The sequence below is a fragment of the Corynebacterium sp. KPL1995 genome (assembly GCF_000477935.1).
GTDB lineage: Bacteria > Actinomycetota > Actinomycetes > Mycobacteriales > Mycobacteriaceae > Corynebacterium > Corynebacterium pseudodiphtheriticum.
Genome location: NZ_KI515715.1, coordinates 1,912,200 through 1,939,029, shown reverse-complemented (window position 1 = coordinate 1,939,029; position 26,830 = coordinate 1,912,200). Strand labels below are relative to the sequence as shown.

Sequence of the window (26,830 nt, the reverse complement as noted above, 5' to 3'; positions counted from 1 at the left end):
CGACTATGGCTTTTGCTGCTGAGTACCCTGTTTTATCTGAATCCGAACACCGCCCAGTCGGCGCAATCGAGCGCCGGAAAAAGACCTTCGAGGTCGTTTCCGAGTACCAACCGGCCGGTGACCAGCCAACAGCAATTAAAGAACTCGATCGGCGCCTGAAAGAAGGCGAATCCGACGTCGTCTTACTCGGCGCCACCGGTACTGGTAAATCCGCCACCGCAGCCTGGCTGATTGAACAACAGCAGCGTCCCACGCTAGTCATGGCGCCGAATAAAACCCTCGCGGCGCAGCTGGCCAACGAATTGCGCCAACTTCTCCCGCACAACGCGGTGGAATACTTCGTCTCGTACTACGACTACTACCAGCCCGAAGCCTACGTCGCGCAGACGGACACCTATATCGAAAAAGACTCCTCAATCAACGAGGACGTCGAACGCCTGCGCCACTCCGCGACCTCCGCGCTGCTATCACGCCGCGACGTCGTCGTGGTCTCTTCCGTCTCGTGCATTTATGGTCTGGGAACCCCACAGTCCTACCTGGACCGCTCCGTCGTCATGAAGGTCGATGACGAGGTCGAGCGTGACCGCTTCCTGCGCCTACTGGTCGATATTCAATACGAACGCAACGACGTCGGATTTACCCGCGGTGCCTTCCGCGTCAACGGCGATACCGTCGATATCATCCCGGCCTATGAAGAACGCGCTGTGCGAATCGAATTTTTCGGAGACGACATCGACGCGCTGTACTATATCCACCCTTTGACCGGCGACATCCTAGAACAAGTCGACGAGGTCCGTATCTTCCCAGCCACACATTACGTCGCGGGGCCAGAACGCATGGAAAAAGCCATTGCGGACATCAAAGAGGAGCTACAACAGCGTCTTACAGAATTGGAAAATCGCGGCAAGCTTCTCGAAGCCCAACGGTTACGCATGCGCACCGAATACGACCTGGAAATGATCGAACAAGTCGGTTTCTGCTCCGGCATCGAAAACTATTCGCGCCATATCGACGGGCGAGAGGCTGGCAGCGCACCAGCAACATTGATGGATTATTTCCCAGAAGACTTCCTTACGATCATCGACGAGTCACACGTGACCGTCCCACAGATCGGGGGCATGTTCGAAGGTGATATGTCGCGTAAACGGAACTTAGTAGATTTCGGTTTCCGTTTACCCTCCGCTCTGGATAACCGCCCGCTGACTTTCGACGAATTTGAAAAACGCGTCGGCCAGACTGTCTATCTCTCTGCCACCCCGGGTGACTACGAAATCACCGCGGCCGGTGGTGAATACGTAGAGCAGGTCATTCGTCCGACGGGCCTGGTGGACCCGAAGGTCACCGTGAAACCAACCAAAGGCCAGATCGACGACCTTATCGATGAGGTGAAAACGCGCACGGCAAAGAATGAGCGCGTGCTCGTGACTACGCTGACCAAACGCATGGCCGAAGACCTTACTGATTACTTGCTGGAACACGGTGTCAAGGTGCGCTACTTGCACTCCGACATTGACACCTTGCAACGTGTGGAATTGCTGCGGCAGTTACGGTTGGGTGAGTTCGATGTGCTTGTCGGCATTAACTTGTTGCGTGAGGGCTTGGACCTGCCAGAAGTTTCCCTGGTGGCGATTTTGGATGCAGACAAAGAAGGCTTTCTGCGTTCGACGACGTCGCTGATTCAAACGATTGGTCGTGCCGCTCGTAACGTCTCAGGTGAAGTGATCATGTACGCCGACCGGATCACGGAATCAATGAACAACGCTATCGAAGAAACCGAACGCCGCCGGGAAAAGCAGATCGCCTACAACAAGGAACACGGCATCGACCCGCAGCCACTGCGGAAAAAGATCGCGGATATCTTGGATCAAGTTTACGAATCTGGTGATGACGGGGAAGCGGCAAATAACTCGGAATCCGGCGATGCGGCCCTCGTCGACAAGCCAGACGTGTCATCCATGGCAGAAGGCGAGATCCAAACTCTTATCGACGATCTGACGAAGCAAATGAAGGTTGCTGCCCGGGATCTCAAGTTCGAGTTGGCAGGCCGATTGCGTGATGAGATCGCGGATCTGAAAAAGGAACTGCGCGGAGTGAAAGAAGCTGGTATATAACTTGCAGCCAGTGTGGTGATAATCGCGTCATATTTGCCAGATTCTCCGGTGATTTTTCCGTGGAGTGTGAGATAAGGCGTTAGAATCGCACTATTGCCAAGTTCGGAAGGAACTCCCCCGTGGTCGCATATTCCACTATCGTTACTGGATCTGACGGATCGGACTCGTCACTGCATGCTGTGCGGTCAGCTGCGAGTCTGGCGCGGGCATTTCAAGCCAAGCTGATCATCGTTTCTGCTTTTTACCAGAAAAATGGTCTCATGATTGATGCCAAAGCCGACGCAAATGCGCTGCCCGTTATTAATCGCGATGCCGCCGAAAATATCCTGCTCGAAGCCCAACAGGTAGCTACGGACGAAGGTGCAGGGCACATCGAGCTACGTGCACTTAATGGGGGCCCGGTAGCAGTGCTACGGGAGGTGGTTGAAGAATCCGCAGCCGACCTTGTGGTCATCGGCAACCGCGGCCTAAAGACGCTGTCCGGTCGTGTTTTCGGCAGCATACCCAGTGAGGTTACTCGGCGTTTTGATGTAGACGTGTTGGTTGTCAACAGTGATCATCATGAACAAGCAGACGAAGCGCAAGCATAGGGGAGCAGGGCTCCGGGAATCATGAGATCTGAATCCTCCGGCATGGGGAAGCCACCCGCCGATCCTAGCAACGAAGATTACTCCACCATTGTGGTTGGCAGCGATGGCTCCCCGTCATCACTATTAGCGGTCCGGCGTGCTGCGCGTTTGGCCGCAGCCTTCGACGCCGAGTTAATCATCGCGTGCGCCTACTACGAACCTGAAGACACAGTCGGTCAGCAAGAATGCCAAAGTGAACATCCAGTAGTCGGACAAGAACAAGCCGATTCTATATTGCAACCAGCGTGTGAAGAGGCCAGAGCGCTTGGCGTACAGACAGTGGCTGCAGCCATGGAAACTGGAAGCCCCGTCGCGGCGCTAATGCGCATAGTTTCCCAACACGATGCTGATGTGCTCGTGGTAGGAAACCGTGGCATCAATACCCTGACGGGACGGTTATTGGGCTCGGTGCCAGCAGATATCGCACGACAATCCGATTGTGACGTGATTATCGTGCACACCGTGGCATAGCCACCACAGTTAGACAGGCACCGCCGGTGAAAACCGGCGTGGTACTAGTGCCTGTCTAATCTCAACCCTGCTAAGTCCAAGCCTTCTTAGTCTCACCCTGCTAAGTCCAACGTGCCGATAATGCTGAGAGTCTGCGTTGCGCGGGTACATGCAACGTAGAGATCCTGCCATCCGCGCGAGGAAGCAGCAATGATTTGTTCCGGCTCCACGACGATCACGTGGTCAAATTCTAGGCCCTTGTACGTGGCGGCATTGTGGGCAGAAATAATCGCATAACTGCGCTGGTTTTGGCCAGCGGTATCGTCTTCCGCACTCGCGGCAGTCTCGTCTGCGCGCAATTGATCACGAACCTCCTCCGGTGGGGTACCACTTGGTAGCCAGCGCACAGCGCCTTTCCGGTTACGGATAGCCTGGGCCACTGTGGTATCTGGGCTGTACTTGTGCACGATGCTTTCGGCCAGCTCAGCGATTTCCACCGGTGTTCGATAATTAATCGTCAGTTGATGCTGCCGGTAGCGCTTGCCGACGAACGGCTCCAATGCCTCGCTCCAGCTATCACAGCCAGCCGGTGAACTCGTTTGGGCAGGATCCCCAACTACCGTCATCCATCGGTTAGGGCTCCGGCGAAACACCATTCGCCATTCCATCGCAGAAAGTTCCTGCGCTTCGTCGACGACAACGTGTCCGAATGCCCAGGTACGGTCGCCTTCTGCCCGCTCTGCGGTGGTCCGATAATCACGTGCCTGCTGGCGACGCGCTAAGGTTTCCGCGTCGATCACGTGGTGCGCAGACAGTATTTCTGAGTCGAAGACATCATCGTTATCGGTGGATTCCGAAGTAGCCAGGATATCCAGTGCACCCTCGGCTTCTTCCAGTGCTTCGCGCCATTCCTGCTCATCCGCAGCAGCTTGCTGTTCGTCATCACCGCTGCCCAGCAGCTGGGCAAGCTCATCCAACAGTGCGGCATCAGAATCCGACCATCCTTGCTCCGAACGCCATAGGGCAGACGCGAATTCTTTGCCCCCGTTACCGCGACAAGCAGCGTGCAATGCCTCGCGGTCGGATAACAGTTCGCGCAATACTTGGCGCGGCCCTAACTGCGGCCAGAACTCGTCTACAAGCTCGTCGACGATGGCCTCATCGGAAATATCTTCATGCAACGCTGAAATATCCGCGCTATTGAGTAGGTTGCCCCCATCTAGTGGATCGTGGCCTATGATTTCAGCCAAACCCTGTGCAAGAAGCTCTTGGAGCTGCTCACTGAAGATTTCACGGGCTTCGTTGTGCGGTTTTCGCGACCGTCGTGCCTTTGTACGAGCTGTTTTCACCATGGTTGGTGTCAGCTCCACGCGAGTGCCTTCTAACACCACTTCCCGGCTATGCTTCGGTACGTGTTGATAAGCCTTGACCGCTGCTTTCAACACATCGACCATCTGCAGCGAGCCTTTGACCCGTCGGGTTTCAGCAGTGTCGTGCAAGGTAGGGCGCAACCCCGGGTAGAGACGGCCAATCGTACTTAGAACCACGCCAGTTTCCCCCAATTCGGGAAGAACCTGCGAAATATAGTTCAAAAAAGTCGGGTTCGGCCCGATGATCAATACGCCGGTCCGTGAAAGCTGCTCCCGCCAGGTGTATAGCAAGTAGGCCACTCGGTGCAGCGCGACGGCAGTTTTCCCTGTGCCGGGTCCTCCTTCCACGACGAGAACCCCGCGGGTGCTATCGCGAATGATCGCATCCTGCTCTCGCTGGATGGTTTCTACGATGGACTCCATGTGTTCACCGCGAGCGCTATTCATTGCGTGCAGCAGTGCAGCCTCGCCGGCTACATCAGCGCGATCCGCGTCGCCTGGAGCGGTGCCAGATAGGAGCTCGTCGTCGATATCCTTGACGACGCGATCCGCGGTGCGAATATGTCGGCGAACCCGTACTCCCTCTGGGTGGGCAGTAGTGGCCAAATAGAACGGCCGAGCCATAGGGGCGCGCCAGTCGATCAGCAGTGAACGGTAGTCGTCATCACGATCCATGAGACCGATGCGTCCGATATATCGGCGGTCCAGACCCTCTGACGTCGGGTTTTCACCTTTCGCGTCCACATCTATGCGTCCAAAAACCAGACCGATCTGCGCCAGGTTCAACTGGTCGAGTTTTTCTTGGAGTCGGTGATATTCGGTTTCGCGACGCAGCAAGGCATCGGAATCAGCATTGGCAGGGTCGATAGTTAGCTGTGCGTCGGCAAGACGCTGTCGTGCTTGAGAGACATCTGAATCCAAAATGCCGAACAAAGCATCAACATAGCTTTGTTCGGCAGCGAGCTCTGCAGAATAGTTCGAGTGATGTACTCGTTTGGTTCTCTGCGAACCCGTGGATTGCTGTCCCGTAGTTCTACGGGGAGACAATGGTCAGTATTTTCCTAGAAATCGATTTTCTTGTCGAGCTTCTTCATAGCCTTGGACAGAGCTTTGTCTGCCTTGCTTTGAATCTTCTCGGCGTTCTTGCGGGCTTTCTTTGCCTTCTTGCCGTGCTTCTTCTCGGCGTCCTTCAGAGCATCATTGGCCTTGTCCTGGGCCTTTTTAGCGGCCTTTACGGTGCTCTTCTTGGCGGTTTTGGCGTTGGAGCGTGCAGCATCCAGCCATTCATTGGCATTCTTGGACCAGTCGCCCTTGTTGTCCTTGACGTAGGCCTGCGCCTTTTCGCTGGAATCCTTGATCCAGTCGCTAGCCTGACCACCGAATTCGCCTGCTTTTTCGCGGGCATCCTGGAGCATCTTTTCGGAATCAGATTGTGTTGGCAGTGCCTGCTGCATCTTCTTGCCAGCCTGCTTCGAAGCGTGTTCTGCGCGCCACTTTAGGCCTGGTTTGCCCTCGGTGTCTTGGGAAGCGATGAACAAGCCACCCAGCAAAGCTGAGGAAGTAGCGAAGTTGTTTAGACGTGCGCGGCGCTCGTCATCTTCGTCTGCAGACCAGAAAGCATCGCGGGTGAAAAGCGTCGGCAAGCTAGTGATTGCCAGGGTTGCAGCAGCCAGACGTGGCGCCTTACCGATAGCAAACAGGGAACCAGCACCAACTTTAATGCCGCCCAAAGCGCGAGCGACGGTCTTTGGGCTGTTAGGAATAGCGTCCGCGATGTCTGCTGGGACGATCTTGCGCACACGCGCGATCAGGTCTTCGGTGGTGTCAACGCGTTCGTTAGTCTTACGCAGCGCATCAACGCCGTCGAGGATGAAGACTGAAGCCAGCATTGGTCGTGCGATCTTGCGGATCATAGCTAGTAATGCTCCTTGTAATAGTAGCTTGAAGTACTAAGCGCTAATTCTACGTTATCTGCCTACAAAGTGTGGTGGGCATTGTTCGTTACTTACCAGCGTCGTTCCCACCATTCTGTAAGTTTGCCGCGCTCTTCTCCCAAAGTGGTTGGGTTACCGTGCCCGGGCCAAACTTTGGTTTCATCGGGGTATTGGTCAAAAATCCGGTCGCTGACGTCATGGAACAAGCGCACGAAATCGCCTTCGGAATCGGTTTTTCCTAAACCGCCCGGGAATAGCGAATCGCCGACGAACAAGTTTGGTACACCATCAATCACAGCAGCTAAAGCGACTCCACCGGGAGTATGCCCACGCAAGATAATCACTGGGTATTCCTTGCCAGCGAATTCGAGAACGTCGCCATGCTGTAGCTCCACATCGATGTTGCCGGGGATTGCTGGGGCATCCAGGTATGACGCGTAGTGCTTTGCGCTAGTTTTTTCCAACAACTCTTCCAACGCGCGCGTGTGATCCCAGTGGCGGTGGGTGGTCAACACCGTGGTGATGGTGACTCCTAATTCCTGAGCGAAAGCTAGCAGCCGTGGGGCATCGTCTGCGGCGTCGATCAGTAACGCCTGGTCGCCGTCGACAAGAAAATAACACTGGTTGTCCATCTCTGATATGGACACAGAATGTAACGCTAGGGTGCTCATGCAGACAGTTTACGTCGATAATGGTTGCTGCATACAACCTGGTAGTTTTGAAGGGACGAGAGCGTCTAAAGCGTGCTGGTTGCAGCCGGATATATAAACAGAAAATTGTGGGAAGGCTTGGTGGATCCGTGGCGGATCGTTTGGTGGTCAAAGGTGCACGCGAACATAACCTAAAAGGCGTGGACATTGATTTGCCGCGCGATAAGATGATCGCGTTTACCGGGCTTTCTGGCTCGGGTAAATCCTCACTGGCATTCGATACTATTTTTGCCGAAGGGCAACGTCGATATGTGGAATCATTGTCTTCGTATGCCCGTATGTTCCTCGGGCAAATGGACAAGCCGGACGTCGAGTTTATTGAAGGCTTGTCGCCAGCGGTTTCAATTGACCAAAAGTCAACCAACCACAACCCGCGTTCGACTGTCGGGACGATCACCGAGATTTACGACTACTTGCGTTTGCTGTTTTCGCGTGCAGGCACCCCGCATTGTCCTACCTGCGATGCCGTGATCGAACGGCAAACCACACAAATGATCGTCGATCAGGTGCTTGCGCACGAGGAAAAAGCCAAATTCCAGGTGCTAGCGCCAGTCGTGCGCACACGCAAGGGCGAGTTTGTGGATCTGTTTGCTGATTTGTCTGCACAAGGTTTTTCTCGCGCACGGATTGATGGTGAAATCTATCAGCTGAGTGATCCACCGACACTGAAAAAGCAGATCAAGCACGATATCGACGTCATCGTGGACCGTTTGCAGGTTAAGGCTTCACAGAAACAACGGTTGACCGATTCGGTGGAGACGGCCTTGCGGCTTGCCGACGGCCTGGTGACCATTGATTTTGTTGATGATCCGGATTCTACGCGGATGTTTTCTGAGAACTCCGCCTGCCCAAACGGGCATGCTCTGACGATTGATGAGTATGAACCCCGCTCCTTTTCCTTTAACTCACCGTACGGTGCTTGCCCGAGTTGTGATGGTTTAGGCTCACGCCACGAGGTGGATCAGGATTTGTTGATTCCGGATCCGGATGCCCCAGCCAATAAGGCGGTGCAGCCCTGGTACGCCAGCCCGAATCAACGGTATTTCGTTAAATTAGTCGAAGGTCTGGCCAAGACACTGGATTTTGACCCGGAGACACCATTTTCACAACTGACTAAGCAGCAGCGTGATGCGCTGGTTAATGGCACGAAAACTGAAGTTCGTGTGCGGTACCGAAACCGTTACGGTCGGCAGCGCGATTGGACGGCCCCGTTCGAAGGTGCGGCAGGGTATGTGCGTCGCAAGTTGGATACTGCCGAATCGGATTCACAAAAAGACCGTTTCATGGCTTATACCCGCCAGGTGCCGTGCAAGAAGTGCAAGGGCACACGCTTGAAACCGGAGATCCTCGCTGTGCGGCTGGCTTCTACCTCGCATGGTGAGCTTTCGATCGCCGGGCTGGCAGAGCTACCGATTGAAGAAGCCACGCAGTTCCTGGATACGCTGCAGTTGGATCACCGTAACGAAATCATCGCTGGTGCAGTACTCAAAGAGATCCAAGCGCGTCTGCAATTTCTTGTCGACGTCGGACTGACCTATCTCACGCTCAACCGCGGTGCTTCCACCCTTTCTGGTGGTGAGGCACAGCGCATCCGCTTGGCCACGCAAATCGGAGCCGGGCTCGCCGGTGTGTTGTACGTGTTGGATGAGCCGTCCATTGGTTTGCATCAACGTGATAATCACAGGTTAATCGCTACTTTGCAGCGCTTGCGCGATTTGGGCAATACCTTGATTGTCGTGGAACATGATGAGGACACGATTCGTGCCTCGGATTGGATGGTCGATATTGGCCCGCGCGCCGGTGAATATGGCGGCGAGGTCGTTTATCAGGGGGCCCCTGCAGGGATTGCGGATTGCCCGGGATCGTTAACCGGGGATTACCTGTCTGGGCGTAAGGTTTTGGCAGTTCCAGAAAAGCGTCGTCCAATTGATAAGGAGCGGCAGCTGACCGTTGTTGGTGCTCGGGAAAATAATCTGCGCGGCATCAACGTCACCATTCCGCTAGGGGTGCTGTGTTGCATCACGGGAGTTTCGGGATCGGGAAAATCTACCGTGGTCAACGGCATTTTGGCGAAGACTTTGGCCAACGAGCTTAACCGTGCCCGTCAGGTTCCGGGGCGGGCGAAGCGCGTGGAAGGTATCGAAAACCTGGACAAGATGGTGCAGGTCGATCAGTCACCGATTGGGCGTACTCCGCGTTCCAATCCAGCGACCTATACCGGTGTGTTCGATAAGATCCGCAACCTATTTGCCGAAACACAAGAGGCTAAGGTGCGCGGTTATAAGCCTGGGCGTTTCTCCTTCAACGTGAAGGGAGGGCGTTGCGAATCCTGCCAAGGCGAAGGCACTCTCAAGATTGAGATGAACTTCCTTCCTGATGTGTTTGTGCCTTGTGAGGTGTGTCAGGGCGCGCGTTATAACCGGGAAACACTGGAAGTGCATTATAAAGGCAAAAACATTGCCGAAGTGTTGAATATGCCGATTTCGGAAGCAGCCGAGTTCTTCGAGCCGATTACTTCAATCCATCGCTATCTAGCGACACTCGTCGACGTCGGCTTGGGCTACGTGCGCTTGGGGCAATCAGCGACGACGCTGTCCGGTGGTGAGGCGCAGCGGGTGAAACTGGCATCGGAGTTGCAAAAGCGTTCGCATGGTCGCACTGTCTATATTCTGGACGAGCCGACCACAGGGTTGCACTTTGAGGACATTCGCCGCTTGATGTTGGTAATTCAAGGCCTGGTGGACAAAGGGAATTCAGTGCTGATTATTGAGCATAACCTGGATGTAATTAAGGCAGCAGACTGGATTGTCGACATGGGGCCCGAAGGCGGCTCTGGTGGCGGCACTGTGGTGGCGCAAGGTACTCCAGAGGATGTGGCGAAGGTGGAAGCCTCTTATACCGGGCAATTTTTGGCGGAAATCCTGCATGCTTAGAGCGAGTGATGGCCCTGCTCGGAGCGAGTGACCGCAATGCAGCGGCATTCCTATGGGGAAGGTGCTCATCGATTTGTGTGATTGATTAATGCGTGCTAGATTGATGCGTACTACCACCTAGGGTTCCGTCCAGGAACTTAGGTCGCAAGTGGAGTCTCCTCCCACCTTATACCGCTCCGTGAGCTGGTTACGGGTAAAGGTGCATACGTCGAGTGATCTCTGTGTTGATCCTTGACGTGTGTTTTCTCGGGGGAGTGCTCTTATTGTGGCAGGGTAGACGTTTCATTCGCCCCTTTTGAACTTAGGAGTCACACATCAGCGCTGAAGCTCGCATTAATGAGCGTATTCGAGTACCGGAAGTCCGTCTTATCGGTCCTGAAGGTGAGCAGGTTGGTGTCGTTCGTACAGACGACGCCCGCAAAGTTGCCTATGAGGCCGATCTTGATCTAGTTGAGGTTGCGCCGAACGCAAAGCCACCTGTCGCAAAGATCATGGACTACGGCAAGTTCAAGTACGAACAAGCCCAAAAAGCCCGTGAGTCCAAGAAGAATCAGCAGCAGACCGTCGTCAAGGAGCAAAAGCTTCGTCCAAAAATTGACGACCATGACTATGAGACCAAAAAGGGCAATGTTGTCCGCTTCCTGGAAAAGGGCTCCAAGGTCAAGGTAACCATCATGTTCCGCGGTCGTGAGCAGTCGCGCCCTGAACTTGGTTTCCGCTTACTGGAACGCTTGGCTAACGATGTCGAAGAATATGGCGTCGTGGAAGCCAAACCGAAGCAGGATGGTCGCAACATGACCATGGTGCTTGGTCCAGTACGCAAGGGCAAGAAATAACGAACCGTCAATTAAAGGGATTAAGGAAACTCCATGAAGCAGAAGACCCACAAGGGCACAGCAAAGCGATTCAAGCAGACTGGTTCCGGCAAGTTGCGTCGTGAGCAGGCGAATCGTCGCCACCTGCTGGAGCACAAGCCTTCTAAGCGCACCCGCCGTCTGAAGGGTGACGTTGACGTTGCACAGGCTGATCAGAAGCGCATCAAGCGTTTGCTTGGCAAGGCCTAAAGGCCCACTCGTTTCATCCCACATCAGTACCAACAACAAGATTTAAGGAAGTTTCACCGTGGCACGAGTAAAGCGGTCCGTTAACGCCAAGAAGAAGCGTCGCACAATCCTGAAGTCCGCAAAGGGCTACCGGGGTCAGCGCTCCCGCCGTTACCGCGTAGCAAAAGAGCAGTGGTTGCACTCCATGACTTACGCTTACCGCGACCGTCGCGCGCGTAAGTCGGAATTCCGCAAACTGTGGATCCAGCGCATCAACGCTGCAGCCCGCATGAATGACATCACCTACAACCGTCTGATCCACGGCCTGCGTTTGGCTGAGATCGAGGTTGACCGCAAGATGCTTGCAGAGCTGGCTGTCAATGACTTTGACACTTTCTCCGCACTGTGTGAGGCTGCCAAGTCCGCACTGCCTGCCGACGTCAACGCACCGGCAAACGCTTAATTTTCCGCGCAACACCGTACGTATGCGCCACACGCCCTCGGAAGATTCCGGGGGCGTTTTGCTGTTCTGCAGACCTTAACTCTGATCCCGTAGACTAAGCCACCATGACGCTAGATTTTTCCGCCCCGTTTACCGAGCGCACACCGCGCGTGTCCCGAGCAGCGAAGCTGCACCGTGCCGCCGTCCGTAAGAAAGAACGACGTTTCCTTATCGAAGGCGAGAATTCAGTAGACGCGGCAGTCTCGACGGGTGCAGCGACTGATCTGTTTGTAACGCAGAGTGCTGCTGAGCGTTTCGAGCATATTGTGAGCACCGCAGGGTTTATGGATGTGTATATTCACCCGATTACTGACGGTGCGGCGAAATTACTTTCGGAAACGACAACCACCCCGGGTATCTTCGCGGTTTGTTTACCCGTGATGTTTAGTGCCGGCAAAATCATCAAATCTTCCCCGAGCTTGCTGACGATACCTGTGGAAACCTCAGAACCGGGGAACGCGGGCACACTAATCCGCGTTTCGGATGCCCTTGGTGCAGACGGCGTCGTATTCGCGGGAAACACTGTTGATCCGCACTCCAACAAAGTGGCGCGTGCATCTGCGGGTTCACTATTCCATACACCCGTGGCGCGAGAAACAGGCGTTAACGATGTATTGGGCCAGTTACGCGCGGCAAATCTGCAGATCTTGGCGACGTCCGCCGATGGGGAGATAACTCTAGAAGAAGCTGAAGAATCTGGCATGTTGCACAAACCCACTGCTTGGTTGCTGGGAAATGAGGCGCATGGTCTTTCTGCGGGTGTGGCTGCTCGCGCTGATCACCGAGTGTCAATCCCTATTCGTGGCAACGCAGAATCACTGAATCTAGCGACGGCTGCATCAATCTGCCTTTACGAATCTGCCAAAGCGCAAAACCGGCGTCGCTAAAGCATTTGTGCTGAGCACGTAAAGGCTACTCCGCTACCTGTTACGTATTGTTGATCGCTAGACTGGCATGCGGACGAAACCGAATTCTTAACTACTACCGATTACTGCGAGGACTGCTGACGTGTCGAACGCACCTGATAACGGAACTGATATTGATTTGAGCCAGGAAGCTTTGGATGCTGCTGCTGAGAAAGCTATGGCAGATTTCTCAGCGGCATCCACTATGGAAGAACTTGCCGAAGCACGACGGCAACATCTTGGGGATGGCGCTTATATTCCTCGCGCTCGACAATCATTAGGCTCATTGCCCAAGGACCAACGCAAAGCCGCTGGAAAAGCCGTTAATATGGCACGTGGTAAAGCGGAAAAGGCTTATTCGCAAATTCATGCAGAATTAGAGGAACAAGAGCGACAAGCCCAACTGATCCGGGAAAGAGTTGACGTCACTGTTCCGACCACACGGCACCAAACTGGAGCGCTGCACCCAATCACTGCTTTGTCTGAGCGGATTTCAGATATTTTCATCGGTATGGGCTGGGAGATCGCTGATGGACCAGAGGTCGAGGCCGAATATTTCAACTTTGATGCGCTGAACTTCAAGCCAGACCACCCGGCTCGGACGCTGCAGGATACCTTCCACGTTGGTAAACCAGGCTCACAGCAGGTGTTGCGCACCCACACTTCGCCGGTGCAGGTTCGGTCTATGCTTGAACGCGATGTGCCCCTCTATATTGCTTGCCCGGGCCGAGTGTTCCGCACTGATGAACTCGATGCCACTCACACCCCGGTGTTCCATCAGATTGAAGGTTTAGCCGTCGACAAGGGGCTGAACATGGCCCACCTGCGCGGCACTCTCGATCACTTGGCAAAAACGCTTTTCGGCCCAGAGACCACCACGCGTATGCGTACAAACTATTTTCCGTTCACTGAGCCTTCCGCTGAGGTCGATGTCTGGTTCCCAAACAAAAAGGGCGGTGCCGGCTGGATCGAATGGGGCGGATGTGGCATGGTCAACCCCAACGTCTTGACTGCCGTTGGTGTTGACCCGAACGAATACACTGGTTTTGCCTTCGGCATGGGGCTGGAGCGCACCCTGCAGTTCCGTAATGGTCTCTCGGATATGCGCGATATGGTCGAAGGCGACGTCCGCTTTACCTTGCCATTCGGAATCCACGCTTAACCATCAACCCAGAATAAGGAGCCGCAACAATGTTGATCACCCAGAACTGGGTTAGCCGTCTACTGAACCAGCACAACCCGGAGTGGGCCGTCAGCCCAGCCGATTTCGACGGTGGCTATGTCCGCGTTGGTTTTGAAACTGAAGGCTATGAGGCAATCGAAGAAACCACTGGACCTCTGGTGTTTGGGCGTGTGGAAAACATCGAAGAACTGACCGAGTTCAAAAAGCCGATCCGATACTGCCATGTGCACGTTGGTAAAGCCAATGGCACCGGCGAGCTGCAGGAAATTATTTGTGGTGCACGGAACTTCGCGGAAGGTGACCTAGTGGTTATCGCTCTTCCCGGAACCGTGTTGCCCGGGGGCTTCGCCATCGGCGAGCGCAAGACCTACGGCAAGATGTCTCGCGGCATGATTTGCTCGGTAGCTGAGCTGGGTCTGACTGATAAATCTGATGGCATTTTGACTCTCCCGGCTGATGCCGGTGAGCCAGGCGAGGATGCCCGTGGTTATTTGGGCTTGGACGATGTCATCTTCGATGTCAACATCACTCCGGACCGCGGCTATGCTCTTTCCGCTCGTGGTTTGTCTCGTGAGATCGCCTCGGCGTTTGACTTGAAATATGTGGATCCCGCAGTCGACCCTTCTGTTGCAGGACTGAGCACTGAAGGAGTGCCTGCTGCCGACGGCGAAACCCTGTCCGTCAACATCGCCGAGGACACTAAGACTCGTCGTTTTGGTCTCCGCAAAGTCACCGGAATTGACCCGAAAGCGCAGTCACCATGGTGGATGCAGCGCGAACTGATGCTTTCCGGCCAGCGTCCAGTCAATGCTGCTACGGATATCACGAACTACCTGATGTTGCTGCTAGGCCAGCCAATGCACGCGTTCGACGCCAGCAAGATTCAAGGCGGGCTCACGGTGCGGTGTGCAGAAGAAGGCGAGAAATTTGAGACGCTCGATCACGTCGACCGTACCCTGAATGCAGAAGACGTCGTGATCTGTGATGAGTCTGGCATCCAGTCCCTGGCTGGTGTTATGGGGGGTACCACCTCTGAAATCAGCGCTGAGACCACTGATGTCTACTTCGAGGCCGCTAACTGGGATCCGATCACAGTGGCGCGTACTTCGCGCCGGCATAAGTTGTCCTCGGAAGCATCCCGTCGTTTTGAACGCGGCGTTGACCCAGCATTGGTTGAGATTAGCCTGGACCTGGCCTGCGCGTTGCTCGCGGAGATCGCTGGCGGAACGGTAGAAGCCACCCGAAGTGTGCAGGGGGAAGTTCCCGCGGCGCCGGAAATTGCCATGGATATCAATTTCCCGTCTCGGATCGCTGGCGTTGACTACCCGGAACAAACTGTTATCGGGCGTCTGGAAGAGATCGGCGCGGAAGTCTCCCAGGACGGTGCACAATTGCGTGTGACTCCACCAACTTGGCGTTCTGACTTGACGGTTGCTGTCGACCTGGTGGAGGAAGTATTGCGCTTGGAAGGGTTGGAAGATATTCCGACCATCTTGCCGACACCATCGGCAGGGCGCGGGTTAAGCCCTGCGCAAAAGCGCCGCCGTGCAGTTGGTCATGCTTTGGCGTATTCCGGTTATGCGGAGATCTTGCCGACGCCATTCATTGCTAATGATATTTTCGACACTTGGGGATTGACTGCTGACGACCCACGCCGCAACACCGTGGCAGTGCAAAACCCGCTGGAATCTGACCATGCGGTTTTGGGAACCACGCTGCTGCCTTCGATGCTGGATGCGGTACGCCGTAACGTCGCACGGGGCCGTGACTCGGTTGGTTTGTTCGGTCTCCAACAGGTGAGCTTCGCTGTTGCGGATCACACCCCTATGCCGTCGGTTGCCGCGCGGCCGGATGATGCCACCGTGGCGAGCGTAATCAATAGTTTGCCGCGACAGCCGCTGCACGTGGCAACCGTAGGTTCCGGTGAGCTGGAATTTACTGGACCGTGGGGTAGCGGTCGTCATTACACCTATGCAGATGCTATCGAGTCTGCGCGCATCGTGGCGCGTGCGTGTGGGGTAGAACTGGAAATTGCGAACGCAGAATATTTGCCGTGGCACCCGGGACGCTGCGCGCAACTGAGTGTTGCGGGCACCGTGGTTGGTCACGCTGGTGAGCTGCACCCACAGGTTGTCGAAGCTCTTGGACTTCCTGCGCGTACGTGCGCTATGGAATTGAATCTTTCCGCTTTGCCGTTGGACGAATCCTTCCCGGCGCCGCGCCTGTCGGCCTTCCCGGCTTTGCACCAAGATTTGGCGCTGGTCGTCGACGACGAGGTACCTGCCGAGACTGTGCGCCGCGTCGTTGAATCGGCAGCAGGTGACTTGCTGGAATCCGTGGAGCTTTTCGATGTCTTCCGTGGCGAACAACTGGGAGCAGGCAAGAAGTCGCTAGCATTTAACTTGGTATTCCGCGCCGATGATCGGACCTTGACTGATGATGAGGTCAATGAATACCGTGTGCAAGCTGCAGAGAAGGCTCGCGTCGAGCTGGGAGCTCACATGCGTGCATAAAAAGTTTCCGACTGTGCTGGTGCTTCTTTCAGCTTTTCTTGGGGCAGCATCAGCCTGCGATTTCGATCTACAGCGTGGGGGACTGTCTCTCAAGCATGGAAAAGAATTGCTGAAGGAATAGAGTTGCAGATAGAAAATGCGCACTACCAACCGGTAGTGCGCATTTTTCAGCTTAGTGCCTAAGCATCTCTACTAATGAGCTGCCTAGGCGCTTATAAGCCGCGTGCTTAAGCCCTTGAGATCGCTTAGACCAGAGTTAGACCAGGGAAGGAACTTCCGCGACCAGCGAGAAGAGATCCTTTGGATCCTCTGGGTTGGCGATCAAGTCGATGTCGGTCTCGAGCTCGGTACCGGCGACATCGTCGCGGAGGTAACGCAAGGCCGAGAAATCATTGATGGCGAAACCGACGGAGTCGAACAAGGTAATCTCCTCATCGGATGAACGACCCTTTTCTTTGCCGGTGATGACCTTCCAGAACTCAACAACCTCGTAGTCGTCTGGCTTCTGCTGGATCTCGCCTTCGATGCGGGTCTGCTCAGGCAGTTCGACGAAGACGGTGGACATATCCAGGATGTCTTCTACCAACTCGGTCTTGCCAGGGCAGTCGCCGCCAACTGCGTTGATGTGTACGCCGGGCTTGACGTGCTGGGTGCCCAGAATCTGGTTCTGTGCCTTATCCGCGGTGCAAGTGGTGATGATGTCGGCACCCTCGACAGCTTCTTCGGTGGTGGAGCAGACGGTGATGTTGAAGCCCAGCGGTTCCAGGTTGCGGCGAACCTTCTCCAAGGCCTCAGGGTCTACGTCGTAGATACGGATGTCTTCGATGCCCAGGGTTCCACGGAAGCCCAAAGCCTGGAATTCAGCCTGCGAACCGGCACCAATCATGGCCATGGTCTTGGAATCTGGGCGAGCCAGCTTCTTGGCCACCATGGAAGACACTGCTGCGGTGCGCAATGCAGTCAGCAACGTCATCTCAGCCAAGAAGGTTGGGTAACCATTGTCGACGTCGGCAAGCATGCCGTACGCGGTAACAGTCTGGAAACCGCGTGCTGGGTTGGATGGGTGACCGTTAACGTACTTGAAGGAGTACTCTTCGCCGTTCGACGTCGGCATCAGCTCGATGACGCCAAACGGGGTGTGGCTAGCAACGCGAGGGATGAGATCGAAACGCTCCCACTCGGAGTAATCCTTCTCCAGGTAGCTAACCATACCGGTGATGATCTTTTCGACACCTTCGCGCTGGATCCAGCGTGCCATATTGTCGACATCTACAAATTTGACCATATTTTTGGTCTCCTTTCGGATTGTGCTTCTTCGTTCCGGGCCGACCGCTAAAGATTATTTGGGCTGGCCGGAAGAGCTGTTCGAAAGCTATTTATTCGCCAGATTCCTGGCTATTGCTTCCTTCATTGTACGCGTTCATTCGAGCTTGGCGAGCTTCTAGCTGTGCCATTACCTGCGGTTTACACGCCCGCCATCCGAACCAGAACATCGGGATGAGCAGCAGAGACGCTGCCAATGTGTAGGTTCCCACCGGCCAGTCGAAAGCCATGAGGATGATCACAACACCGATAAAGATCACAACTGCGATATCGCCCCAGGCGTTAAACGGACTGCGGTAGCTGGAGCGTTCGTACTCACCGGTCTTGGAAAGTTTGACGAATTTCCAGTGTGCCATGCTGATTGCTGCCCAACTGGCCATGGTTCCCAGAGCTGCCAGGTTCAGCACAATTTCGAAGGCCATTTCTGGGACCACGAAGTTCAAGAACACGCCAGCGAATGCGATGGCTCCGGCAAGCAGGATACCGCCGTAAGGCACACCGTCCTTTGACAGTGCTTTACCGAATTTTGGACCAGAACCGGAAATCGACATGTTGTACATCACTCGACCAGTGGAATACAGACCCGCGTTGAGCGAGGACAGTGCCGCAGTGATTAGAACCAGCTGGAAAATCGGTGCAGCTACGCCAATGCCGAAAGAATCAAAGAAGGTCACGAATGGTGAGACGCCGGCAATGTATTCGGTGTGCGGCAGAACCATGGTCAACAGCATAACCGAACCAAAGTAGAAGAAAATGATGCGGAACAACACCGCATTGACGGCCTTCGGGATGATCTTTTCGACGTTTTTGGTTTCACCCGAAGTTGTACCAACGAGTTCGATACCTGCGTATGCGAAAACAACACCTTGGATAACGACAATGGCAGGCAACAAGCCGTTTGGTAACCATCCGCCGCCTTCGCTAATGAGCTGGAATCCAGTGTCGTATCCCTGCGGATGGCCGGTGAGAACTACCCAAATACCCAGAGCCATGAATACCAAGAGCCCAACGATCTTGATCAAGGAGAACCAGTATTCCAGTTCGCCGAAAATCTTGACCGAAAGCATATTGAAGCCCAGGATGAATACAACGACTCCCAGTGCCAGCAGCCATTGCGGGATGCTGTCCAGAACGGACGTGTAGCGATCAAACCAAAGAATGTAGAGGGCCACCGCGGTGGAGTCTGCGATGATGGTCATCGCCCAGTTGCCCCAATACAGCCACCCTGTAATAAAGGCTGCTTTTTCGCCATAGAATTCACGGGCATAAGACACGAACGAACCCGATGACGGCCGGTAAACGATCAGCTCGCCCAGTCCGCGCAGAATGATATAGCCGAAGAAACCACAAACGAGATAGAGGACTGCCAGGAATGGTCCGGCCTGTTCCAGACGTCCCCCGGTACCTAACAGCAAGCCGGTTCCGATCGCGGAACCTATAGCGATCATTTGTAGTTGACGTTGACCCATTCCTTTGGATAGGCCTTGATCCTCATCAAGATAGGATGCACGCCTTCCGTCTGTTGTCGGCCCCATTGCGCCGCCGTGCGGCTGGGGTTTTTGTTCTGACATATGACTTATTCACCTTCCAGTCGGTGGAGTGTAACGCTCGGCAGGCTAAAGTGCCTGGCGGCATCACATAAAGAGAATGTGACACGGGCTACGCCCAAGTGTTCTTAGAATAAGTGACTCAGGTTATGAAAACAACTGGGGTTGTTGAACAGCTTTCGGATTTTCTATGAATCCGCCAGCGGGGGGTGTTTTTGAGCATGGAGAGTCTGCATCGCTAAACAAAAAGCGGCTAACACGACATCGCTCTGACGTCGTGTTAGCCACGGGAGACAATCAGCCTTTAGGGCTTTCTGGAACGAAAGCTTTACCGGAAAGACGGCCTCTTATTTCTTGAACTTTTCTGGTAATGGTCCCAGCTGTGGGCCATCTGGGTAGTACTTCCAGCCGTCTTTAATGCGTACTTCATCTGCCCACGGGAGCTTATACTGCCCCTTGGCGAGATCATCGATCCAGGTGAGGTAGTTTTCGGTGGCGCCACCAGGAACAGCGACATAGCCCCGATTGCCCAGGTTGAAGATGTTGTTTTCCAAGCCCCAGTTGATGCGAGCCTTATCGGCAAGCGCCGGGAAGATCTCGGCGGTGACAATCTCGTCTGGGTTACGGTGGCCTTCCGCGATGAGGTTTCCGTCGTAGTTGCACACATTGCCTTCACCGAAGTAATAGAAGACATTGTCGTATCCTGCCAAGTTGACGGATGCGGTGAACATGAGGTTCTGGAACGCATTGGTCTTGTTGGTCATTATCCATTGATCTTGCACCTGCGTGCTGTAACCAGAAATGCGGATATAGACATTTGCGCCTTTATATGCTGCTTCGCGGGCCAGTTCCGGGAACATGCCGTCGTGGCAAATATTGACGGCAAGCTTGGATCCTTTTGGCCCGTCACAAACAGGCATGCCGAGATCACCGGGCGACCAGGGCTCGATTGGTGTCCAGGGCTGTAGCTTGCGGTAGTGGAGGGCTAGTTCACCATTGTTGTCGATGATGATCGCGGTATTAAATGGCGGCTTTCCTTCTTCGTGGTGTGGCTCCATGATGGAGAAGACGCCCCAAACGTTGTTGTCTTTACACGCTTTGCGGAACTGATCGACCTCAGGAGAGTCAACTGCGATGAGGAATTCATCATAGGACCAGATTGCGGTGTTGAGCCCCGATGTGGAGTATTCCGGGAAAACGATCAAGTCCAAGTCCGGATAACCGGCTTTGGTTGATGCTACACGGCGGCAGATCTCGTCCACGTTTTTCTGTACGTCTTCTGGGCTTTCAACGATGGGGACGCGGTACTGCACAAGGGCCATGAGCAAGCCGTCGGGTGAAGCAGAAATCGAACCAGTGCTAGACATGGGTCACTCCTTCAGGTGATGTGGATTACGATATATGTCCCACTGTACGCCTAAAGGTGGCCACGCCGCGGTTTTCTGCGAAGAAAGGCCGGTAAATATTCATGATTGAATAATTTGCACTTTCGTGCATAAAGTTTGCTAGGGTGGCGCTATGACGATTTCAGTTGCTGTAGCAGGAGCCACCGGTTATGCAGGCGGTGAGATTCTCCGCTTGTTGCTGAACCATCCGCGTTATCGGGATGGTGACTTGCGAATCGGTGCACTGACTGGCCACTCACATGCCGGTAAGCCTGTTTCACAGCAGATGCCGCATTTGTTACAGCTACGTGATCGTATGATTGAAGACACCACAGTCGAAGTTCTGTCTGGTCACGATGTTGTTTTCTTGGGCCTGCCACACGGGCACTCTGCAGAATTGGCGAAGCAGCTGCCAAACGACACCATAATCATTGACTGTGCGGCTGATTTCCGGCTACAGAAGAAAGCGGACTGGGATGCGTACTATGGCGGGGAATATGCAGGCCAGTGGCCGTATGGTATTCCAGAAATGCCAGGGCACCGCGCTGAAATTGCGGCAGCAAACAAGGTAGCTGTTCCTGGGTGTTTTCCCACGGGAATGACGCTTGCTTTACTGCCTGCCGTAGCGGCAGCAGTAATCGAACCGGCAATCAACATCGTCTCGATTACCGGTACGTCTGGTGCTGGTAAAAAGGCCGCGGTTGCGCTGTTAGGGTCTGAAACCACGGGTAACCTGCGTGCTTATAACACCTCCGGCAAGCACCGCCACAACCCAGAAGTGGTGCAAAACCTCCGCGAAATCCGCGATCAGGACTACCGCATCAACTTCACGCCGGTGCTTGCACCCGCAACCCGCGGAATTTTGACCACGGCTACCGCACAACTTACGGCGCCGTTGTCGCAAGAAGAAATCACCGATATCTTTCATGATTTCTACCGTGATGAGCCATTCATTCAGGTGCTCCCTGCAGGTCAGCAACCGGAAACGCAACATGTCATTGGCGCAAACACTTGCCAGATACAAGCCGAGGTCAACGAAGCAACCAACACTTTGTTGATCACCGCAGTACTCGACAACTTAACCAAAGGGACCGGTGGAGCGGCTGTGCAATGCATGAACCTGATGCTGGGGTTTGAGGAAACCGCCGGGCTTACTCACCCAGGCCTAGCGCCCTAACCCGACGAGGACGAACCGTAGATGCGCCGAATAAAACGCCAACGAAGCTAATACCAGCTTTGCGCACGGCACCGGCACAAATGTTTTAGCCAACCATAAAACTACGAGGATTTCCTATGACCAACCCAGAGAGCAGCGCAGATAGCTCCACGCCACAGGCAGGAGCGAATAGAGAATGTTCCCATAGTGCCCGCGGAGTTACCGTGCCACAGGGATTTCGGGCGGCGAGTGTCAAAGCGGGAATCAAGCCCTCCGGCAAGGCTGACCTAGCGTTAGTTGTCAACGATGGCCCAGAATTTTCCGCGGCAGGTGTTTTCACTCGGAACCGCGTGGTGGCTGCGCCGGTTAAGGTCTCGCGTGAAGCTCTTGCCGACGGTCAGTTGCGCGCAGTGCTGTATAACGCTGGCAATGCCAACGCGTGCAATGGTGCACTGGGGCTTCGCGACGCACAGCAGATGCAGACTGAACTTGCTGAATTACTGAATTTCGACTCCAACCACGTAGCTGTATGTTCAACCGGGCTGATTGGTGAGCCGATGCCGATGGACAACGTATCAGCTGGTATCGAAAAGCTACCCGGTGTGTTGGGAAGTAGCCCAGACCATGGCAAGGGTGCAGCACGAGCGATCATGACCACCGATACCACGGTGAAACAAACTCTGGTGAATGGCGATGGCTGGAGCCTCGGTGGAATGGGCAAAGGTGTAGGCATGATGGCACCATCGCTGGCCACCATGTTGGTGTGCTTGACGACGGACTTGTCAGCTACCCCAGAACAACTCGCTATTGCGTTGCAGAAAGCAACTGCGCTGACTTTTGACACCCTCGATGTGGACGGATCGACCTCTACGAACGACACCGTGGTACTGATGGCCAGCGGGGCATCCGGTGAGACTACCACGCAAGAAGTATTGAATGAAGCGGTTCTCGCGGCCTGTGCGGACTTGGCAGACCAATTGCAAGCGGATGCCGAAGGCGTCACCAAGCGCGTGAAAATCACTGTCGAAGGCACCACGGATGACTTACAGGCGCTCAATGCCGCTCGCACGCTGGGCCGCGACAACCTTTTCAAATGTGCCATGTTTGGTTCAGATCCCAACTGGGGGCGCGTTTTGGCCGCCGTTGGTATGGCTGATGCGGACATGGATCCGGATAACATCAGCGTCTATTTCAACAATCATGCGGTCTGCAAAGCCACCACTGGTACGCCGGCTGCACGCGAGGTCGACCTGTCTGGGGCTGATATCGACGTCCGAGTAGATCTTGGCACCGGTGGTCCGGGCAGTGCTTTCGTGCGCACCACTGACCTGTCTCATGACTACGTCGAAATTAATTCGGCATACAGCTCATAACGCGTCCCCAAGACAAAAACCAGGAAATAAGGAGCCCGTGGCCATGTTGGAACACCTCAGTAACCGCGACCGAGCAGCAGTGCTGTCTGAAGCATTGCCATGGCTACAACACCTTCGCGACAAGATAGTCGTCGTGAAGTATGGCGGCAATGCCATGGTGGATGACGAGTTAAAAGCAGCGTTCGCGAAAGACATGGTGTTGTTGCGCACGATCGGGGCTCGACCCGTAGTTGTCCACGGCGGTGGACCGCAGATTACGGAGATGCTAGAGCGTCTTGGCCTTGAAGGGGAGTTTAAGGGCGGCTTTCGGGTTACTACTCCAGAGGTCATGGATGTCGTCCGCATGGTGTTGTTTGGGCAAGTTGGCCGTGATTTGGTAGGTCTTATCAATTCCCATGGGCCGTATGCGGTCGGAACCTCTGGCGAAGATGCGGGGCTGTTTACCGCAGAAAAGCGCTACCTAGATATCGAGGGAGAACAAGTAGATATCGGACACGTGGGTGATATCGTCAGCGTCAACCCGGAAGCCTTGATGGACATTATTGCTGCCGGGCGCATTCCTGTGGTTTCCACAATTGCGCCTGATCACGACGGCGAGGTGTACAACGTCAACGCCGATATTGCTGCTGGCGCATTAGCTTCTGCGATTGGCGCGGAACGTTTGTTGGTACTGACCAATGTGGAAGGCCTTTATAAAGACTGGCCGGACCGCGACTCGCTGGTTTCTACCATTGAAGTTGACGAACTCGACGCCTTGTTACCGGGGCTGGATAGCGGCATGATCCCGAAAATGGAAGCCTGCCTCAATGCGGTTCGCGGTGGCGTTAATGCAGCCCACGTTATCGACGGCCGGGAGGCGCATTCGGTGGTGCTGGAGCTACTCACCGAAGGCGGTGTGGGCACCATGGTGTTGCCAAATAATCACCGAAGCAGGCACTATCCCGGCGGAACCGTGCTGCGAAAGGATGATCACGCATGATGCAGAAAACAGCAAACGATTGGTCTAGTGCATTGATGAATAACTACGGAATCCCAGCTATCAGCTTAACCGGTGGGCAAGGCATGTATCTCACCGATACTGAGGGGAAGCGTTATCTCGATATGCTAGCTGGCATCGCGGTGAATGCTTTAGGGCAGGCGCACCCGGATATTGTCGAGGCTGTGAGCACGCAGATTGCCACACTGGGGCATACCTCAAACATCTTCGCCACCCCGCATTCTGTTGAGGTTGCTACTTCGCTGAAACAGCGCTTCGCTGATGGCAAAGACGACAGCGCTCGGGTGTTTTTCTGCAATTCCGGGGCGGAAGCTAATGAGGCTGCGTTCAAGATTGCCCGCCTGACAGGTCGTGGCCGGGTATTGGCAGCAGAGGCCGGCTTTCATGGGCGCACTATGGGCGCACTCGCGCTGACGGGACAACCAGAAAAACGAGCCCCATTTGAACCGCTGCCAGGTGGGGTGGATTTCTACCCCTACGGCGACGTGCAGAAACTGCGTGAGATCGTCGAGGAAGATCCTGACGGCATTGCCGCGATTTTCGCCGAGCCAATTCAAGGCGAAACCGGGGTGATTCCCGCGCCGGAAGGTTTCCTGGCTGCAGTGCGTCAGCTGTGCGACGACTACGGCATTCTTATGGTCGCTGATGAGGTACAAACCGGGGTAGGACGAACCGGAAAGTTTTTCGCCCATGAGTACGCCGGAGTGGTTCCAGACGTCGTCACCATGGCCAAAGGCCTCGGCGGTGGTCTGCCGATGGGGGCAGTGCTGGCTCGCGGTGCAGCTGCACAATACCTCCAGCCCGGCCAGCACGGCACCACGTTTGGTGGAAATCCTGTGGTCTTGGCAGCAGCCCGCACGGTGCTTAACACTCTGGATGAAAGATTCTTGCAGCACGTACGTGAAATCGGTGCGTATCTTCGCAGCCAGCTGCAGCAGCTTTCCGCAGTCTCGGAAGTTCGCGGTACCGGTTTGATGCTCGGAGTGGTGCTCGAGTCAGCGAACGCGAAAGAGGTCGTCGTTGCAGGTCTCGAGCGCGGCCTGATCCTTAACGCTCCAAGTGACAAGGTCGTGCGCTTGACTCCACCGTTAATTATCGAACGACGACACGTCGATGAATGCGTAACAATACTGCAAGAAATACTCGATTAAGGACTTTTATGACATCGCAAACACAACCTTCACAGCTTCGTCATTTATTGGCGGATGATTCGATTACTCCCGCTGAGCAAAAAGAAATTCTTGCTCTCGCTGCTGAATTGAAAGCCGACCCGCTGAGCCACCGCCCATTGTCCGGCGGCCGCAGTGTGGCAGTCGTCTTCGATAAGACTTCGACTCGTACTCGTTTTTCTTTCGATGCCGGTATCGCTCAGCTGGGAGGAAGTGCCATCGTTACCGAGGCCGGCGCCTCCCAGATGGGCAAAGGTGAAACTGTTGCCGATACTGCGCGGGTGCTTTCGCGCTACGTCGAGGCGATTGCCTGGCGCACGTACGAGCAAGCAGGCTTGGAAGATATGGCGGCACACGCCACCGTGCCTGTCATCAACGCGCTTTCAGATGATTTCCACCCGTGCCAGATCTTGGCAGACCTGCAGACCATGACGGAATCTCTCTGCCCAGACAAAGGAGCAGCAGGATTGTCCGGCAAGAAGGTTGCATATCTGGGTGACGGCGACCAGAACATGGCTAACTCCTACATGCTGGGCCTGGCGATGGCTGGTATGGATGTGTGGATCATTTCACCCGAAGATTTCCAACCGCAGGTGAAATTCGTTGATCGTGCTCGTCGACAAGCAAAAATTACTGGCGGCAATGTGACCGTGAGTGCGGATCCGGCAGATGTGGCGGGCGCGGAAGTCGTGATCACTGATACTTGGGTATCCATGGGGCAAGAAGGCGACGGTAAAGATCGCACCACGCCATTCGTGCCGTACCGGGTAACGCAAGAAATCATGGACAAGGCAGCAGAAAACGCGATTTTCCTGCACTGCCTTCCGGCATATCGTGGTAATGAAGTCACGGCAGAGGTCATTGATGGCCCAGCTTCACGTGTTTTTGACGAGGCAGAAAACCGTCTGCATGCACAAAAGGCCGTGCTTGTGTGGTTGCTGGGCATTGCCTCCGGTAATCCAGTAGCGAAAGCGAGGAAGCTATGACACACACCTACTCCCGTACCGGGCGCCAAGCACGGATCGTGGAATTGCTGGAACAGACGCGCATTTATTCGCAGGCGCAACTATCCAAGCTCTTATTGGCCGAAGGCTTCGAAACCACCCAGGCCACGCTGTCTCGAGACCTCGACGAGCTCGGCGCTCGGAAGGTCAAACCCGTCGACGGCCGCAGCTTTTATGTGGTCGGCGACGCCGAATCACTACAAGTACCGTCTGCGTCCGGCCCTCGGGATAAACTCCGCAAAATGATGGCTGATCTCGTGGTTGCAGCTGATCACTCGGCGAATACAGCGGTGCTCCGTACGCCGCCCGGTGCCGCGCCCTACCTCGCGAGTTTCATTGACCGAGTGGGTGTATCCGACATCGTCGGCACGATTGCTGGTGATGATACCGTCTTTGTGCTCGCACGTGATCCGCTCACTGGAAAAGAACTCATCGACTCCTTGGCGGATGGGGCAGCCACGATTGACCCCGAGTAACCCCAGCGCGAAAAGTACCCAAAACCCCGAACATTGTTAAACAATGGCGGGCCTCTACACTGATTCCGGACGGTGTTGGCTCCGTACCAACGGCGGGTCACGCTTCTCGTCGATAGC

22 protein-coding genes are annotated in these 26,830 nt (G+C 54.9%); 16 read left to right on the top strand and 6 right to left on the bottom strand.

From position 1 onward, the window contains the following. Positions 1 to 5 precede the first annotated feature (5 nt). The 3 genes from uvrB (at position 6) to HMPREF1292_RS08575 (ending at position 3,211) form a co-directional block, all read left to right on the top strand. Positions 6 to 2,111, top strand: coding sequence for an excinuclease ABC subunit UvrB (gene uvrB, locus HMPREF1292_RS08585; RefSeq protein WP_023019546.1), 2,106 nt, complete (start codon positions 6 to 8; stop codon positions 2,109 to 2,111). A 119-nt stretch (positions 2,112 to 2,230) separates the two neighbouring features. Continuing rightward, positions 2,231 to 2,701 (top strand): universal stress protein, encoded by a 471-nt coding sequence (locus HMPREF1292_RS08580; protein ID WP_021352220.1) that lies wholly within the window; start codon positions 2,231 to 2,233, stop codon positions 2,699 to 2,701. 21 nt (positions 2,702 to 2,722) lie between these two features. After that, positions 2,723 to 3,211 (top strand): universal stress protein, encoded by a 489-nt coding sequence (locus tag HMPREF1292_RS08575; RefSeq protein ID WP_023019545.1) that lies wholly within the window; start codon positions 2,723 to 2,725, stop codon positions 3,209 to 3,211. A 92-nt stretch (positions 3,212 to 3,303) separates the two neighbouring features. Here the strand turns inward: HMPREF1292_RS08575 and HMPREF1292_RS08570 are convergent, their stop codons facing one another. The 3 genes from HMPREF1292_RS08570 to HMPREF1292_RS08560 all read right to left on the bottom strand — a co-directional run bounded on the left by HMPREF1292_RS08570 (position 3,304) and on the right by HMPREF1292_RS08560 (position 7,165). Then, positions 3,304 to 5,607, bottom strand: coding sequence for a UvrD-helicase domain-containing protein (locus tag HMPREF1292_RS08570; RefSeq protein ID WP_023019544.1), 2,304 nt, complete (start codon positions 5,605 to 5,607; stop codon positions 3,304 to 3,306). 14 nt (positions 5,608 to 5,621) lie between these two features. Continuing rightward, complete coding sequence (locus HMPREF1292_RS08565) at positions 5,622 to 6,473, bottom strand: DoxX family protein (RefSeq protein ID WP_021352217.1); 852 nt, start codon at positions 6,471 to 6,473, stop codon at positions 5,622 to 5,624. 92 nt (positions 6,474 to 6,565) lie between these two features. After that, complete coding sequence (locus HMPREF1292_RS08560) at positions 6,566 to 7,165, bottom strand: MBL fold metallo-hydrolase (RefSeq protein ID WP_023019543.1); 600 nt, start codon at positions 7,163 to 7,165, stop codon at positions 6,566 to 6,568. A 128-nt stretch (positions 7,166 to 7,293) separates the two neighbouring features. On the opposite strand from HMPREF1292_RS08560, the gene uvrA reads away from it, so the two are divergent. From uvrA to pheT, 7 genes are all read left to right on the top strand, one after another. Next, positions 7,294 to 10,137 carry an excinuclease ABC subunit UvrA gene (gene uvrA, locus HMPREF1292_RS08555; RefSeq protein WP_034645235.1) on the top strand — a complete coding sequence of 948 codons (2,844 nt, stop codon included), beginning with the start codon at positions 7,294 to 7,296 and terminating at the stop codon, positions 10,135 to 10,137. Positions 10,138 to 10,451: 314 nt separating this feature from the next. Further along, the gene (infC, locus tag HMPREF1292_RS08550; RefSeq protein ID WP_081703749.1) at positions 10,452 to 10,973 is read left to right on the top strand and encodes a translation initiation factor IF-3; all 522 of its coding nucleotides are present in this window, start codon (positions 10,452 to 10,454) and stop codon (positions 10,971 to 10,973) included. Between the two features lie 33 nt (positions 10,974 to 11,006). Then, a complete protein-coding gene (gene rpmI, locus HMPREF1292_RS08545) occupies positions 11,007 to 11,201 on the top strand; it encodes a 50S ribosomal protein L35 (RefSeq protein ID WP_018120128.1) in 195 nt (64 codons plus the stop codon). A gap of 58 nt (positions 11,202 to 11,259) precedes the next feature. Beyond that, positions 11,260 to 11,643, top strand: a complete 384-nt coding sequence (gene rplT, locus HMPREF1292_RS08540; protein ID WP_021352214.1) for a 50S ribosomal protein L20 — start codon at positions 11,260 to 11,262, stop codon at positions 11,641 to 11,643. A 104-nt stretch (positions 11,644 to 11,747) separates the two neighbouring features. After that, complete coding sequence (locus HMPREF1292_RS08535) at positions 11,748 to 12,569, top strand: RNA methyltransferase (RefSeq protein ID WP_023019541.1); 822 nt, start codon at positions 11,748 to 11,750, stop codon at positions 12,567 to 12,569. 121 nt (positions 12,570 to 12,690) lie between these two features. Next, positions 12,691 to 13,749 (top strand): phenylalanine--tRNA ligase subunit alpha, encoded by a 1,059-nt coding sequence (gene pheS / locus HMPREF1292_RS08530; protein WP_021352212.1) that lies wholly within the window; start codon positions 12,691 to 12,693, stop codon positions 13,747 to 13,749. A gap of 29 nt (positions 13,750 to 13,778) precedes the next feature. Further along, positions 13,779 to 16,283, top strand: coding sequence for a phenylalanine--tRNA ligase subunit beta (gene pheT / locus HMPREF1292_RS08525; RefSeq protein ID WP_023019540.1), 2,505 nt, complete (start codon positions 13,779 to 13,781; stop codon positions 16,281 to 16,283). A gap of 256 nt (positions 16,284 to 16,539) precedes the next feature. Here the strand turns inward: pheT and HMPREF1292_RS08520 are convergent, their stop codons facing one another. The 3 genes from HMPREF1292_RS08520 to HMPREF1292_RS08510 all read right to left on the bottom strand — a co-directional run bounded on the left by HMPREF1292_RS08520 (position 16,540) and on the right by HMPREF1292_RS08510 (position 20,520). Beyond that, entirely contained in the window at positions 16,540 to 17,568 is a 1,029-nt protein-coding gene (locus HMPREF1292_RS08520) for an ornithine cyclodeaminase (RefSeq protein WP_021352210.1), read from the bottom strand. Between the two features lie 91 nt (positions 17,569 to 17,659). Then, positions 17,660 to 19,075 carry an amino acid permease gene (locus HMPREF1292_RS08515; RefSeq protein ID WP_255342486.1) on the bottom strand — a complete coding sequence of 472 codons (1,416 nt, stop codon included), beginning with the start codon at positions 19,073 to 19,075 and terminating at the stop codon, positions 17,660 to 17,662. A gap of 425 nt (positions 19,076 to 19,500) precedes the next feature. Beyond that, positions 19,501 to 20,520: a formamidase gene (locus HMPREF1292_RS08510; RefSeq protein ID WP_023019538.1), complete on the bottom strand. Its 1,020-nt coding sequence runs from the start codon at positions 20,518 to 20,520 to the stop codon at positions 19,501 to 19,503. Between the two features lie 151 nt (positions 20,521 to 20,671). Between HMPREF1292_RS08510 and argC the strand changes: the two genes are divergently transcribed. The 6 genes from argC (at position 20,672) to HMPREF1292_RS08480 (ending at position 26,713) form a co-directional block, all read left to right on the top strand. Beyond that, positions 20,672 to 21,715: an N-acetyl-gamma-glutamyl-phosphate reductase gene (gene argC, locus HMPREF1292_RS08505; RefSeq protein WP_021352207.1), complete on the top strand. Its 1,044-nt coding sequence runs from the start codon at positions 20,672 to 20,674 to the stop codon at positions 21,713 to 21,715. Positions 21,716 to 21,831: 116 nt separating this feature from the next. Next, positions 21,832 to 23,067 carry a bifunctional glutamate N-acetyltransferase/amino-acid acetyltransferase ArgJ gene (gene argJ, locus HMPREF1292_RS08500; protein WP_023019537.1) on the top strand — a complete coding sequence of 412 codons (1,236 nt, stop codon included), beginning with the start codon at positions 21,832 to 21,834 and terminating at the stop codon, positions 23,065 to 23,067. Between the two features lie 43 nt (positions 23,068 to 23,110). Continuing rightward, positions 23,111 to 24,046, top strand: a complete 936-nt coding sequence (gene argB / locus HMPREF1292_RS08495) for an acetylglutamate kinase (protein ID WP_023019536.1) — start codon at positions 23,111 to 23,113, stop codon at positions 24,044 to 24,046. Further along, entirely contained in the window at positions 24,043 to 25,215 is a 1,173-nt protein-coding gene (locus tag HMPREF1292_RS08490; RefSeq protein ID WP_023019535.1) for an acetylornithine transaminase, read from the top strand. Before argB ends, HMPREF1292_RS08490 begins: the two co-directional genes overlap by 4 nt. Before the next feature lie 8 nt (positions 25,216 to 25,223). Further along, positions 25,224 to 26,219 carry an ornithine carbamoyltransferase gene (argF, locus tag HMPREF1292_RS08485; RefSeq protein WP_023019534.1) on the top strand — a complete coding sequence of 332 codons (996 nt, stop codon included), beginning with the start codon at positions 25,224 to 25,226 and terminating at the stop codon, positions 26,217 to 26,219. Further along, a complete protein-coding gene (locus tag HMPREF1292_RS08480; protein ID WP_021352202.1) occupies positions 26,216 to 26,713 on the top strand; it encodes an arginine repressor in 498 nt (165 codons plus the stop codon). Before argF ends, HMPREF1292_RS08480 begins: the two co-directional genes overlap by 4 nt. Positions 26,714 to 26,830: the final 117 nt, after the last annotated feature.

What these genes read in the sequence shown, in the direction of transcription:
- uvrB (WP_023019546.1), top strand. Translation starts at nt 6, where the DNA reads ATGGCTTTTGCTGCTGAGTACCCTGTTTTATCTGAATCCGAACACCGC.
- HMPREF1292_RS08575 (WP_023019545.1), top strand. Translation starts at nt 2,723, where the DNA reads ATGAGATCTGAATCCTCCGGCATGGGGAAGCCACCCGCCGATCCTAGC.
- HMPREF1292_RS08565 (WP_021352217.1), bottom strand. Translation starts at nt 6,473, where the DNA reads ATGATCCGCAAGATCGCACGACCAATGCTGGCTTCAGTCTTCATCCTC.
- HMPREF1292_RS08560 (WP_023019543.1), bottom strand. Translation starts at nt 7,165, where the DNA reads ATGAGCACCCTAGCGTTACATTCTGTGTCCATATCAGAGATGGACAAC.
- rpmI (WP_018120128.1), top strand. Translation starts at nt 11,007, where the DNA reads ATGAAGCAGAAGACCCACAAGGGCACAGCAAAGCGATTCAAGCAGACT.
- HMPREF1292_RS08535 (WP_023019541.1), top strand. Translation starts at nt 11,748, where the DNA reads ATGACGCTAGATTTTTCCGCCCCGTTTACCGAGCGCACACCGCGCGTG.
- pheT (WP_023019540.1), top strand. Translation starts at nt 13,779, where the DNA reads ATGTTGATCACCCAGAACTGGGTTAGCCGTCTACTGAACCAGCACAAC.
- HMPREF1292_RS08520 (WP_021352210.1), bottom strand. Translation starts at nt 17,568, where the DNA reads ATGGTCAAATTTGTAGATGTCGACAATATGGCACGCTGGATCCAGCGC.
- HMPREF1292_RS08515 (WP_255342486.1), bottom strand. Translation starts at nt 19,075, where the DNA reads ATGGGTCAACGTCAACTACAAATGATCGCTATAGGTTCCGCGATCGGA.
- HMPREF1292_RS08510 (WP_023019538.1), bottom strand. Translation starts at nt 20,520, where the DNA reads ATGTCTAGCACTGGTTCGATTTCTGCTTCACCCGACGGCTTGCTCATG.
- argC (WP_021352207.1), top strand. Translation starts at nt 20,672, where the DNA reads ATGACGATTTCAGTTGCTGTAGCAGGAGCCACCGGTTATGCAGGCGGT.
- argJ (WP_023019537.1), top strand. Translation starts at nt 21,832, where the DNA reads ATGACCAACCCAGAGAGCAGCGCAGATAGCTCCACGCCACAGGCAGGA.
- argB (WP_023019536.1), top strand. Translation starts at nt 23,111, where the DNA reads ATGTTGGAACACCTCAGTAACCGCGACCGAGCAGCAGTGCTGTCTGAA.
- HMPREF1292_RS08490 (WP_023019535.1), top strand. Translation starts at nt 24,043, where the DNA reads ATGATGCAGAAAACAGCAAACGATTGGTCTAGTGCATTGATGAATAAC.
- argF (WP_023019534.1), top strand. Translation starts at nt 25,224, where the DNA reads ATGACATCGCAAACACAACCTTCACAGCTTCGTCATTTATTGGCGGAT.
- HMPREF1292_RS08480 (WP_021352202.1), top strand. Translation starts at nt 26,216, where the DNA reads ATGACACACACCTACTCCCGTACCGGGCGCCAAGCACGGATCGTGGAA.